The 12,493-nt window shown below is 35.6% G+C and carries 12 protein-coding genes; 3 read left to right on the plus strand and 9 right to left on the minus strand.

Annotated features, from left to right (window positions below):
• Nucleotides 1-44 precede the first annotated feature (44 nt).
• From tnpB to IGI68_RS02395, 4 genes are all read right to left on the minus strand, one after another.
• Entirely contained in the window at nucleotides 45-1,163 is a 1,119-nt protein-coding gene (gene tnpB, locus IGI68_RS02380; RefSeq protein ID WP_438730138.1) for an IS200/IS605 family element RNA-guided endonuclease TnpB, read from the minus strand.
• 25 nt (nucleotides 1,164-1,188) lie between these two features.
• Entirely contained in the window at nucleotides 1,189-1,590 is a 402-nt protein-coding gene (gene tnpA / locus IGI68_RS02385) for an IS200/IS605 family transposase (RefSeq protein ID WP_438730141.1), read from the minus strand.
• A 644-nt stretch (nucleotides 1,591-2,234) separates the two neighbouring features.
• The gene (locus IGI68_RS02390; RefSeq protein ID WP_438730144.1) at nucleotides 2,235-3,125 is read right to left on the minus strand and encodes a helix-turn-helix domain-containing protein; all 891 of its coding nucleotides are present in this window, start codon (nucleotides 3,123-3,125) and stop codon (nucleotides 2,235-2,237) included.
• A gap of 75 nt (nucleotides 3,126-3,200) precedes the next feature.
• A complete protein-coding gene (locus IGI68_RS02395) occupies nucleotides 3,201-4,091 on the minus strand; it encodes a LysR family transcriptional regulator (RefSeq protein ID WP_373849907.1) in 891 nt (296 codons plus the stop codon).
• Nucleotides 4,092-4,211: 120 nt separating this feature from the next.
• Between IGI68_RS02395 and IGI68_RS02400 the strand changes: the two genes are divergently transcribed.
• Entirely contained in the window at nucleotides 4,212-5,402 is a 1,191-nt protein-coding gene (locus IGI68_RS02400; RefSeq protein WP_071874382.1) for a coenzyme F420-0:L-glutamate ligase, read from the plus strand.
• A 455-nt stretch (nucleotides 5,403-5,857) separates the two neighbouring features.
• Here IGI68_RS02400 and IGI68_RS02405 read toward each other — a convergent pair whose 3' ends face one another.
• The 5 genes from IGI68_RS02405 to IGI68_RS02425 form a co-directional block, all read right to left on the minus strand.
• Complete coding sequence (locus IGI68_RS02405; protein WP_071874495.1) at nucleotides 5,858-6,265, minus strand: YbaN family protein; 408 nt, start codon at nucleotides 6,263-6,265, stop codon at nucleotides 5,858-5,860.
• A gap of 95 nt (nucleotides 6,266-6,360) precedes the next feature.
• Nucleotides 6,361-7,554 (minus strand): NAD(P)H-dependent oxidoreductase, encoded by a 1,194-nt coding sequence (locus IGI68_RS02410; RefSeq protein WP_438730149.1) that lies wholly within the window; start codon nucleotides 7,552-7,554, stop codon nucleotides 6,361-6,363.
• Nucleotides 7,555-7,572: 18 nt separating this feature from the next.
• Entirely contained in the window at nucleotides 7,573-8,184 is a 612-nt protein-coding gene (locus tag IGI68_RS02415; protein WP_438730152.1) for an NADPH-dependent FMN reductase, read from the minus strand.
• A 416-nt stretch (nucleotides 8,185-8,600) separates the two neighbouring features.
• Nucleotides 8,601-9,110, minus strand: a complete 510-nt coding sequence (locus IGI68_RS02420) for a COG2426 family protein (protein WP_071874379.1) — start codon at nucleotides 9,108-9,110, stop codon at nucleotides 8,601-8,603.
• 181 nt (nucleotides 9,111-9,291) lie between these two features.
• The gene (locus IGI68_RS02425) at nucleotides 9,292-10,116 is read right to left on the minus strand and encodes a DUF368 domain-containing protein (protein ID WP_438730155.1); all 825 of its coding nucleotides are present in this window, start codon (nucleotides 10,114-10,116) and stop codon (nucleotides 9,292-9,294) included.
• 474 nt (nucleotides 10,117-10,590) lie between these two features.
• On the opposite strand from IGI68_RS02425, the gene IGI68_RS02430 reads away from it, so the two are divergent.
• Nucleotides 10,591-11,304 carry an ATP-binding cassette domain-containing protein gene (locus IGI68_RS02430; protein WP_438730158.1) on the plus strand — a complete coding sequence of 238 codons (714 nt, stop codon included), beginning with the start codon at nucleotides 10,591-10,593 and terminating at the stop codon, nucleotides 11,302-11,304.
• Entirely contained in the window at nucleotides 11,301-12,440 is a 1,140-nt protein-coding gene (locus tag IGI68_RS02435) for an ABC transporter permease subunit (protein ID WP_438730161.1), read from the plus strand. Before IGI68_RS02430 ends, IGI68_RS02435 begins: the two co-directional genes overlap by 4 nt.
• Nucleotides 12,441-12,493: the final 53 nt, after the last annotated feature.

Raw genomic sequence — 12,493 nt, forward strand, 5'->3', positions numbered from 1 at the left:
GTCGTCGGATTCTTAGGTAGTACGCCCTAACGGACACAAATTGACTAAGCGATCCCCGAAAGTCCTTCGGTTTTAATATTTATGCTTGCATTAATATCTCTGTCATGAATTGTTCCACAATTTGAGCATACCCATTCACGAATATTTAGCTCTTTTTTGCCGTCATTATGACCACAAGAAGAACAAAGTTGTGAACTTGGGAAAAATCGGTCAACTTTAACTAAAGTACGACCTTTCCATGCACATTTATAGTCTAATTGTCGAACGAATTCACTCCAAGATACATCTGAAATTGACTTCGCTAATTTATGATTTTTAACCAACCCTTTTACATTCAAATCTTCAATACAAATGATTTGGTTCTCATCAGTAAGTCGTGAAGATAGTTTATGTAAAAAATCAGTACGTTGGTTGGCAATTTTCTCATGGATACGCGCAACTTTTACTTTTTGTTTTTGGTAGTTGCGACACTCATCTAATTTTCGATTGTGTTTTTTCGCAACTTCCAAACGCTTGGAAAGTTTTCGTTGTTCGCGTATTAACCGTTGTTCAAGAGAGCGATAGAATCGGTTATTATCGATTTTTTCTCCTGCGGATGTGATACAGAAATGAGTTAAGCCCAAATCTAATCCAATGTTATTTGCTACGGGTTCTTGTTGGAAATTCTCAGCATCAACTAAGAATGTCGCAAAATATTTCCCTGATTTAGTTTGACTGATCGTCACGTTCATTAATTTCCCTTTGAAACGCAATTCTTCTGCCATCTTGACCCAACCAACTTTAGAAACATAGAAGTATCGTCCGTTGACTTTCATGCCTACGGCAGTTCGATAGGATTTCTTTGAATATTTTTTACTCTTGAATTTAGGAAATCCGAATTTAGAGTTGAACGTATTTTTGTACGCTTTATTCAAATCCATATTTACTTGGCTTAGAGGTTGTGCTTCAACTTCTTTTAACCAAGAAAATTCTTCTTGCTTTTTCAGTCCAGCATAGGTCAGTTTGTTTTCAATATATTCAGGATTTTCTTTTTTCATCTTGTCATTCGTAATCCGTTGGTCAAGTAAAAAATTCCAGTAGAACCGAACACAACCAAAGGTTTTTTGAAATTGAATTTCCTGTCTTGAATTAGGGTAGATTCTGATTTTATGGGCTTTTTTCATTTCTGTACACCTCCTTAACGTAAACTCAATATCTTCTCCTTTGATTTTCTACATATCGTTTAATTGTTTCACTAGAAACATTCCCTGCTGTTGAAACAAAGTAAGATCGTGTCCAAACACTTGGCATTTTACTTAAATGTTCAAATGATTGTCGTAATTCTCTAGATGTTCTTCCCTTAATCACCTTCATGATATCCGCTGGTGAATAGGTAGGTTGAACATTTACAAAAAGATGACAATGATCTTTATCTGTCTCTATAGCCATGATTTCCCATTCATTTTCTTTACAGATTGAATGAACAAGCGATTTAAAACTAGCGTCTACTTCGGAATTGACAAATATTTTCCGACGATATCTAGGACAAAAAACAAAATGATAGTTGAGTAACGATACAGTTGTCTTAGAATGTCTATATTCGTTATCCATGAGTTTATTATACACCAAAAGGTGTATTAATTAAATATTATTATACACGAATAGTAACATTTTTTTGACTTTATCATGTGGAGTTTGTTCACACAGGTTCGCGACTTCCCATGCAGTTCTCTGATGAACTTCTTACACTTCCATGCAGGCACAGACTATATCTTATCCTTCAACTTTACTTGTTAAGGCGAAACCACTTCCACATGCTTGTGTGGACTTCCCTCAAGAGGAATAGTCGTTGAACCTTCCTATTTCTAGGCTTGGCTGCTGATTTTCGATTATGTGAACACTTAGGATTTAAGCTTATGCCATCTAACGAATTTTTTCTGTTTTCACCACGTTCACGCTTGGGTTTGATATCCCTACGTTGTCGTTTCGTTAGCTTTACGAGTTCCCAGCAATTCAGTTTCTTCATTGGACAATACGAGTATTTGTATTGCCTCTAAATGCAAGTTTCCCTACATTCTTACAGTACGTCTACGGGCTATCATCCCACCATTAAAATAGTGGGTTTTCTCGCCCGCAAATTCTATAAAAATTACCATCCCTATATTGCACGATCATAGTAGAACGAATTTTGTATTTTTACTGATTATCACTCGCTAAAAAAATACTCCCTTGAGTTTACTCCTTTATTTGACTTCCTAATATAGAACAATCTCAGAAAAAGCGTCATTTCCCATTAGCTCGTGCTTAAAATCTTCCAAGGCTTTCAACTCGATCATATTTTTATTGATTTTGGCATACGCTTTCGTACTATAGTATAAATCCATAATCTCGTAACAATCTTTATTTTGCGCTACCGCGTTCTTTGCCAATTGGAACGTCATACGAGCCAAGTAATACGTCACGTGATTATCCGAACAGATTTCAACACCATGGGTTAATAGCGCGTCACTTGTTTGGTAATCTTCAATATTCGCGTAAAAAGAACCACAGTAGTACATGATATTTAATAAACGCCAGATGTCATGCGTTTCTTTAATCGGATACCGATAGACATCCGTAATCGCTTTATTAAAAAAGTATTCCGCTTTTTGGATTTCCCCAATATTTTCATAGAGAATTCCCATCCCGGTATACGCCAGTAACACCAGAATTTCCATTTCTTCCTTCGGTGCTTCGTCAATAATACGATTAAAATAAAAGAAGGCCTCTGCGGTTGTCCCTTTCTTTAAGGCAATGACGTAGCCTTTTAAATAGTCGTAATACCAATGTTGTCTGGGCTCAATTAATAACGTACTATCGATTTTGTCTAAGATTTCTTCCGCCTTTTGATACTCGCGAAGGATAAAATTAAACTCAGCTTGGACAAGTTGACGATTCAATTCGTTTTCTTCCACGCCGACTTCCGGAAATAATTCCCCTAACCCTAAATTTAATCGATGGCATAATTGAATTAATATTTTTACGGTTGGAATTTGTCCATTATTCTCAAAGCGACTTAAGGTCGTTTGCGTACAAATCCCCTCACTTAATTCTTTTTGAGAATACCCGAGCGCTTTTCTAGCAGAAATAAAACGTTGAATATCCATCTTCAGCCTCCTCTACTCACTGTTTAGTGTATTATATCACATTGTTTTCTTCTGAACCGGGAGAATCGTACACGCCTAGAGATTTTTTTGTTGAATGCTTTCGACAAAAAGACGGACTGCTTGTGAGAGTGAGACATTTTTTAAATAACAAATGCCGATTTCTCTTTTGGGGATCATCTCTTTTAATCGCACTTCAAAGACCTCACCGGACTCTAAAGCTGCCTGAGAGAATTCTCTGATGACACACGCAATTCCTAAGTTTATCTTCGCAAATTCTAAGACTAAATCATACGAACCTAATTCAAAATCAGGCGCTAAAGCATACCCTTTTTGGGTCACGTATTTCTCGACGTAGACGCGGGAATTGGATTTGTCTTCTAAAAAAATGAGCGATTGGGCGACTAAGGTTTCTAGCGAGATCGGTGTTTTGGCTAATTTAGCATAACGCTCACCACCAACAAACGTATCTTGCACTTCAAAACACGGCAATACCGTTAGCTGGTCATCTTTTAACGGCAAATTACAAACACCCATATCGACTTTTCCTGATTTTATGAAGCCAATAATTTCTGACGTTGTCCCATTTAAAATCGTCAACTTTACCCCAGGATATTTTTCATGAAATGCTTCTAAATACGGTAATAAATAATAACGAGAAATCGTATCGCCTACACCAATTCGTAAACGTCCTGTTTCTAACGTTTTAAATTCAAGCAACTTTTCTTCTCCGACTTGAATCATGCCGAGTGCTGTTCGAATGTGCTCATTTAACAACTTGCCTTCGTTCGTTAAAATCACCCCTTTTGATGTACGGTAAAAAAGTTGAATATCTAATTCATTTTCTAATTTCATCATCGCTTGGCTGACTGCCGACTGTGTCATATACAATTCCTTCGCCGCTTGCGAAAAACTATTATTTTGACAGACCACATTAAAAATACGATATAAATCTAAATTTCCAATCATATAAGCTCTCCTTATCAAAGATATTACTAGCATTAATTTTATTTATACCACTCTCTTATGGTATAGTAAATAAGTAATGAATAGCAAACAAAAAATTTACTCATTAGAGGAGAGATTCATTTGACAAGAGCTGTTGGAACTGTCGTACGTGGACTTCGTAGTCCAATTATCAACGAAGGGGACGATATCGAACAAATTACGGTTGAAACGGTACTCGAAGCTGCTAAAGCAGAAGGATATACCATCGAAGATCGCGATATCATTTCAATTACAGAATCAATCGTTGCACGTGCGCAAGGAAACTATGCAAGTATTGATGCAATCGCAACGGATATCAAAACAAAATTCGAAAAAGGCACGATTGGTGTTATCTTCCCTATTCTTAGTCGCAATCGTTTTTCAACTCTTTTACAAGCAATTGCTCGTGGCTCAAAAAAAATCGTCTTAATGCTAAGCTACCCATCTGATGAAGTGGGAAATCATTTAGTCGATATTGAAGACTTAGATAATAAAGGAATTAATCCTTGGACCGACGTCTTATCTGAAGCTGATTTTCGTAAACACTTTGGAATCATTGAACATGCCTTTACTGGAGTGGATTATATTGAATATTATAAGTCACTTATTCAAGCAGAAGGTACAGAATGTGAAGTAATCTTTTCAAATAACGCGAAAACAATCTTAGATTACACGAAAGATGTCTTAACATGTGACATTCACTCACGTTTCCGCACAAAACGCATTTTAAAAGCAAACGGTGGCGAAACGGTTTATGGTTTAGATGATATTTTAACCCAATCAATTGATGGTAGTGGCTTTAACGAATCATACGGCCTACTCGGCTCAAACAAAGCAACGGACACAAGCGTTAAACTCTTCCCGAACAATTGCCAACCGATTGTGGATTCTATTCAAGAAAAAATTAAAGCAGCCACTGGAAAAACAGTGGAAGTGATGGTCTATGGTGACGGTGCCTTTAAAGATCCAGTTGGACAAATTTGGGAACTTGCTGATCCAGTAGTATCACCAGGTTACACGAGCGGTTTAGACGGTGTACCTAACGAAATCAAACTAAAATATTTAGCCGATAATAACTTCGCCCACTTAAAAGGGGAAGAATTAAAAGCTGCTATCTCAGAACATATCAAAAACAAACAAGTTGATCTTGTCGGTAAAATGGAAGCGCAAGGTACGACACCTCGTAAATTAACCGATTTAATCGGATCTCTGTGTGATTTGACTTCTGGTAGTGGTGACAAAGGAACGCCAATGGTTTACATCCAAGGTTACTTTGATAACTTTACAGACTAATCGAAAAAAAGGGCTCTTCGGTAAATAGTGTTGATGGAACCTCGCGCTACCCTACGAAAAACCGCCTTGTGGATGGTGCTGCGAGACCGCTTCGAGCCTGGAATTGCTGAAGCCGTTCGAGCAAAGCGAGTTACGGATACAGTATCAGGCCTCTGCGTGACGATCAGCTCGAAAGCTTCAAACTCTAGGTAAGTGCTAAAGCACGAACCTAGAGTAATTCACATTTCGTCTTTTAACGCAGCTGACACAAGGTGTTTTTCTCCGGTCCGCTAGTGTCGACTCTCCTTTTGATGTGCATTTTTTCAAAAAATGAAAAAAATGATACAAGAAAATAGTATAGTGATGTATCCATCGACACTAAAAATGATATACCTAGAAAAAGTGTTGAAAAATGATACGAATGTCCGTCATCAACACTAAAAGTTATACAAGCAAAAAAAGATCTTGGTAAACTCTTATGAGTTACCAAGATCTTTTTTTGCTTGTTTCAGTACCACTTTTTTAGGATGGAATTTAAGGTACCACGTTAACCCAATAACGTGTGCTATATAAATAAAGCCCAACATCATCTTCAAGAACAGCGATTGAACTAACACAATCGGTAATGCAAAGACAACTCCCATCATAGCAAACATCGAGAGCATTCCTTTAACGGAAATATTCTTTTTCACTAAGATATCCACAATATAAGTTTGATAATAGCTTGATTGAATAAAGCGTTGGTACATTTTGTCTGAACTTCGCAACCACAAAAAACTTGTTGCTAAATAAAAACCTGTAGTCGGTACGAATGGTACAAATATCCCAATCGTCCCGAGTGTAAAGGTGATTCCACCTAAAACAAGAAAAAGTATTTTTTTCAACTTCATCCATCCGTCCTTCCTCATTGCACTATCATACCATCCTTTAGAAAAATCAGATAGTGAATGAGTCACTTCTTCTGTTTTTTCATCATTCTTTAATATTTAGTGGACGCACTCGATACGCCATCGACTTCGCCATGATCACTGACAGAAGCACTTGAGACAGCATCAACTGTTTCGCTACCAACGAGTGTTTGACCGGTTTGTTTTAAATACCATTCAATCGTCGGTTTTAAATCCCAGATGTATTCATTGATACCCATGTAGTTTCCATCTTGATCATGCATCGCCTGATAGTTATGAACAATGTATTTTTCAGGGACTTGTTTTGGTACATGAACTTGAACGATATCGGTCGCGCCAGAACGTAATTGTTGAATCACCCACTCGACATTTTTAAATGCAGCTTCTGGATGACAATTGGCTAAGGGATTACCGACTTGTCCAGGCGTCCGCGCAGCTAACATTTCGCCTGCTTCTTTTGTTTTATTGTAATATAAAAATTGATTGTTGTGGTCGGCGTAGGTTAATTCCATCGGCATTGACGCTAAGAAATAATTTAATTGATCCACCGTTAAGAGACCGCGGTCCAATTTGACGTAGTCGCTTCCTTCTGCGGCTTTCGTTTGTTTGGCAGCTTGTTCTAACCAATCTTCAGCGGCCATCTCAATTCCCTCAACCGTTGTCGCAACTTTACCTGTTGCATGCAAATCTTCAGCAGGCAGTGCTGGTTTTGGCGCTTGTATAACCGTCACCATCTCGACAAATTTCATAAATTTCTCTAGGCAAACCGTTAAAAAATCAATCGTCCGTTGTTCTTTGAGCTGACCATTTTCATCAAAAGCTTGCTTCACATTTCCTAATAAAAATTCATTTCCTGGCATCACCATCGCATTCACACCAGGCGCATCTAGAATTTGGCGTAGATGCAACTGCGCACGGGAAGAGCCTTGGTTATAGTAGGACGCCCCAACAATCATTACAGGTTTGTTTTCTAAAGGATGAATATTAAATGACAGCCATTCTAACGCACTTTTTAAAGCAGCCGGAATCGTGTGATTATGTTCCGGGGTCGCAATAATTACGCCATCGGCCATTTTAATTTTTTGATTGATATATTGCACTTCTGGACTATTCGTTTGGTCATCGCTTTGGTTAAATAGCGGCAAATCTTTAATTTCTAAAATATCTAATGTAAACTGTTTTTTGTATTTTTTGGCAATGAATGCTAATAATAAACGATTGTATGACATTTCTGCATTTGATCCGACAATTCCAACTAATTTCATTTTTCGATTCCTCTATTCTTATTTATTGTCTTCCCATGAGAAGTTTTCAGCTGCTTTTTTATTGGCTTCGTGTGCGTGATTGAGTTGTTTCATAATCGCCATAAAGGTCGTGAAGTCGCTAAATAATCCTTCTAATTCGGCTACTTGATTTTGATCTTTTAAATTTCCTTCTTCATCAAATGCTTGTAAGGAATGACCTAATAAAAATTCTGAACTTGGCATGATACGAGCTTTTAGTTCAGGAGCATTTAAAATTTGACGTAAATGAGCTTGAGCTCTCGAAGAACCTAATGTGCCATAAGACGCCCCGGTAATCATGACCGGTTTATCGACAAAAGGATAAATACCATACGATAACCAACTTAAGGCGTTCATCAAAGATGCCGTAACAGCATGGTCATACTCCGGAGTACTAATAATGACCCCATCCGCCGCTTCAATTTTTGCAGCTAATGCGAGGGCCTCTTTTGGAACTTCCATGTTACTTGGTTTATTAAACATGGGGATATCCTTAATTTCAACGACTTCAATCGTCGCTTCTTTCGCAAAATGACGTGCCATAAACGTCAATAACGTCCGGTTGGTCGATTGTTCTGAGTTTGTGCCAATAATTCCAATAATATGATTCATTTTTTTCTTCCTTTCAAGTGATCGTTCGTTTTGTAACAAGTATTTTTATTCCTTTACTCGCTTTTCGATATTTTCCTTTTATCTTCTTAATCGATTGCCAACACGAGACATCATCGTTCTACCAATGACATCTCCACTAAAACACGCAATAAACAAACACAAAAAACAAAAAATTGATTCCTATAAAAGATAAACGAGAAGATTTTTTCATTAATTTTGTGCTAAAATTCACATTTGGATATAAAGCGATTATACATTCTTTATTTTTAATCGTCAATAATATATATAAAAAAATATATATTTTAGTCAAAAAATAAGGATATAACCACTAAAAACGTTAAATAGCAGTTATACCCTTTAATTAATATATAAAATATTATATAAAATTCTTTTACTTGCACATTATCTTCGAGTCATTACGCCTTAAAACCAAATAGTCCTGGAACAAAGTAGGTCAAGAGTAACATTAGCAGACAGGCAACCATAATTCCTAAGGCGATTGGCAGGATTGACTTTCTGGGTGGTAAGCCTAGTAAGGCCGCAATTAACGCGCCTGTCCAAGCACCTGTTCCTGGCAAAGGAATCGCGACAAATAAAAACAACCCTAACATCAACTGGTTAGGATATTTTTCTAACATCTTTTCGCCACCCGCTCTTCCTTTTTGAATCAGCTTGCTGGCAATTTTTTGAATCGGTCCACGAATAGCTAAAAAGTTCAAAATAGATTCAATAAAATAAATAATAAATGGGACCGGTAATAAATTCCCCACAACCGCAAGAGGCGCGGCTACTTGCCATGGAACCCCCAATAAACTCGCCGCAATTAAGGCGCCTCGAAGCTCTAAAATTGGCAAGAGTGAAATCAAAAAAACAAGCACTTTGGGATTTACACTCTCTTGAAAAAAGGAAAGGACAGTTTCTAACATTGTTGTTTACTCCTTGAAAGATATTTACTGATTATTCTCAGCTAGAAATAATCGTACCAAACGAAATTAAACAACGCCTTTGTTTCTTGAGAAATTATGAAAAAATTAAAGACAATAAAAAATCAAGGTGTGATCAAAGTCCGCTCTTTGAAAAGCGACTTTTATCACACCTTGTATTCGTTTATTTGTATGTTTCTTCTAAGCGACTCATCCAAGCACCTAGCGCAATTCCTGCTAGTAGTAATAAAAAGGAAGCAACATAGTTCATTCCAGTAAAACCGGCATAATCTGTTGGGATAATCATAACAGTTGACGCAAAGACAATCCCTAGAATAAAGTGAAACAGTTGCGCATACGCTTTGCTGAAGATATAGTCCATCATTTTGGATAATCCTAAAACAGTGACGATACCACCAATTCCAATCGGTACAATAACACTAATATTCAGTTCCTTGATTCCATCAGACATCGCTTTATACATTCCCATGTAAATTAAAAAATTAGAAGGACTTAGACCTGGAACAATCATTCCTAAACCAATTAAGCCACCTGCAATCAGCCACGTCCAAAAGTTTTGTTGAACTTCTGAAAACAAAGAAGAACCTTGCCATAAGAATAAATAACCGGCAACAAAGCTCCCAATTAAAATCATGATATCGCGATTCGAGCGACCCTCACGGCCAGCTTCTTTCCAAAGTGCTGGAACCGTTCCTACAATACAGCCTACAAAAAACCACATAATCATCACTTCGTAAGTACCTAATAAAAAACTCACACCAAACGATAACAGAAAAACGCCCGTTACGCCTCCTAAACCAATCGGTAAGAAAAAGCGCACGTTTTCTTTAAAATCTTTCGTAATGTGGGCTAAAAATGAAATAATTCGCTCATAAATTCCAAATATAGCCGCTAATGCGCCACCACTAACTCCTGGTAAAATAAACCCAGATCCAATAAACATGCCTTTTACAAAGCGCAAAAACCATTCTCGTGTTCCTTTTTCCATAACTTCCTCCTATAGACGTGCTCTTTCAAATAACTCACAGCACACCATTCCTATCACTCTTACTTCACTAATTTCAATGAATGTAAAAAAATTCAGTTATCTTATATATTAACAAAATCAATTTTAGTTTACAAATGAATTCGGGCTCTTTTAAAAAGCTATTTATTCGTATAAAACATCCCTATAGTTGAAATTTTCACTCTAGCTTTAAGGGTGCAGTACTAAATCAACTTAATAATTTTATGTTTTTTACCTTCAAATAGTAGATGTTGTTTAATTACAGATTTCATCAGTTTTAATAATACCTTGACCTAAGCCCCCCATAATACCAACTAAAGACGAACACAATAAAATCTTACTAATAATTTTCGTAATGGACTCTTCTTTTTTTATTTCTTATTTTATTTTATTATAATAAAATGAAATAATGGTATTATTATAGATAAAAGATAAATAAATATTAGGGAGGGCAAAATGAAACTAATAACAAATAATTTAAATGTCCAGTATAAAGAACATAAAGTATTGATTGATTGTTCTTTTGAAATGGATCAGGGTGAAGTTGTAGGATTAATTGCACCAAATGGTAGTGGTAAAACAACATTATTGAAAACGTTGATGGGGCTCCAACAAGCAAAAAGCGGCAATATTTCTATAATAAGTAACAAAAAGAGTATTATTTGTAGGGAAGAATATTTAAAAAATCTTTTTTTTATTGAAAGTAATGAGAGCCTTTATGATAATTTAACGGTCGAAGAACATTTAAAGATTGTAAAACGTGCTTGGAAATCCCCAATAACGATTAACGCCGCCGTTAATTTTTTTGATATTCAACGATTCTTAAAGAAAAAAGTAAAACAGCTTTCCTTAGGTATGAAACAACAACTCATTTTGACCATGTACTTAATTAGTGATGCTCCAATTTGGATTATTGATGAACCATTAAATGGTTTGGATCCAACAAATGCCTATTTATTTAATCAGTTGATGGAACGAGCGAAAAGAGAAAATCGTTTAGTTTTGATGTCTTCGCATAATTTAATTAATATTTCAGAAATTTGTAATCGAGTATTGTTTCTATATGAAGGAAGCGTTGTCGAAAAGGTTTATAAGGATAATGAAAGTGAAAGTAGTGCTTTAGAAGAAATGTATCAAAAACTATTTTTTAAAGGGAGAAACTACGTATGAGAATAGAACTCACAAAGTTATACCGTTCAAAATACTTATTTATACTACCTATTTTTATTATTAGTATCATAATGTTTACCTATGTGCCGTATTCAAAATTTACAAAAACAAACCAAAATGATTTAATTATTGAATCTAAAGTATTAACCAATAATCTTTCAGATATTGTGGAAGATATGAAATCAAAGGATTTTCCTGAAGAGTTCTATCAATTAATTGAGCAACAAAAACTTTTATCTATAGATAGAGCTGAAGCAATTGAACAACATGATCAAACGAAGCAATTACTAGCTGAGCGTGAAATGGAGAAAATCAATTTAGATTTGTTACAACAAGGTAAAATTTCAGGTTATACCTTTGACGAATTATCATTAAAAATCGAAGAATTGGCTTTTTTTATAGAAAATCCTGACGTTGAATATATGGATAAATTTTTATTTACCAAACTTTCAACTAGCTACTTTATCCCGCGTTTATTTGAGTTTATTCCTATTACAACATTACTTTTAATTATTTCAATTTTATTATCATTTTATTTAACAATGGAGTATCGAGAGAAAACAATTAACTTTTTAAATGTTATTCCATATAAGAAACGAAAAGTAACTTTTGATAAAATGGGGGTGGCCCTGTCTTGGATTGTTGGTAGTTGGGCTATTGTAGGTTTATTAATCTCGTTGATTACGACAATTCAGTTCGGATTCGGAACACTAAAATACCCATTTTTTTATTTAGATACTGATAGAATGATTATATCGATTACCAGTGGAGAATATATGATGAAGTTAATCGTTTCCTTAATTTTGTTATCCTTCTTTTTAGTGAGTTCAATTTATTTAATTAGCTTGCTAACCAAAAGTACAATTATAGCTATGGCTATTAGTGCAGGCTTAATATTACCAGCAATGATGCCCAGTGTTTTAAAAGTAATTCCGCCTTCTTTATTGCGTTACCTTCCATATGGTTACCTTAATCTTCCAGAATTAATTTTTTCAAGAAGTGATATAGAAGGATGGAATCCGTCATGGATACAAGGTATTACTTATTTTATATTTTTAGATATCATTTGTTTATTATTAATTGCACTCCAGCAACAAGCTGAAAAGAAAAACAAAATTATTTCAAACTTTGGATGATACAACACTTTAGTTTTTAGTTGATAATAAAAGGCTACTCACCTTCAAAATCC

This window comes from Enterococcus sp. DIV1314a, assembly GCF_051713805.1.
Classification (GTDB): Bacteria; Bacillota; Bacilli; order Lactobacillales; family Enterococcaceae; genus Enterococcus_I; species Enterococcus_I aquimarinus.

Excerpts from the sequence above, each read along its gene's own strand:
- IGI68_RS02395 (WP_373849907.1), bottom strand. The coding sequence starts at position 4,091 with ATGATTGGAAATTTAGATTTATATCGTATTTTTAATGTGGTCTGTCAA.
- tnpB (WP_438730138.1), bottom strand. The coding sequence starts at position 1,163 with ATGAAAAAAGCCCATAAAATCAGAATCTACCCTAATTCAAGACAGGAA.
- IGI68_RS02425 (WP_438730155.1), bottom strand. The coding sequence starts at position 10,116 with ATGGAAAAAGGAACACGAGAATGGTTTTTGCGCTTTGTAAAAGGCATG.
- tnpA (WP_438730141.1), bottom strand. The coding sequence starts at position 1,590 with ATGGATAACGAATATAGACATTCTAAGACAACTGTATCGTTACTCAAC.
- IGI68_RS02415 (WP_438730152.1), bottom strand. The coding sequence starts at position 8,184 with ATGAATCATATTATTGGAATTATTGGCACAAACTCAGAACAATCGACC.
- IGI68_RS02420 (WP_071874379.1), bottom strand. The coding sequence starts at position 9,110 with ATGTTAGAAACTGTCCTTTCCTTTTTTCAAGAGAGTGTAAATCCCAAA.
- IGI68_RS02410 (WP_438730149.1), bottom strand. The coding sequence starts at position 7,554 with ATGAAATTAGTTGGAATTGTCGGATCAAATGCAGAAATGTCATACAAT.
- IGI68_RS02390 (WP_438730144.1), bottom strand. The coding sequence starts at position 3,125 with ATGGATATTCAACGTTTTATTTCTGCTAGAAAAGCGCTCGGGTATTCT.
- IGI68_RS02430 (WP_438730158.1), top strand. The coding sequence starts at position 10,591 with ATGAAACTAATAACAAATAATTTAAATGTCCAGTATAAAGAACATAAA.
- IGI68_RS02435 (WP_438730161.1), top strand. The coding sequence starts at position 11,301 with ATGAGAATAGAACTCACAAAGTTATACCGTTCAAAATACTTATTTATA.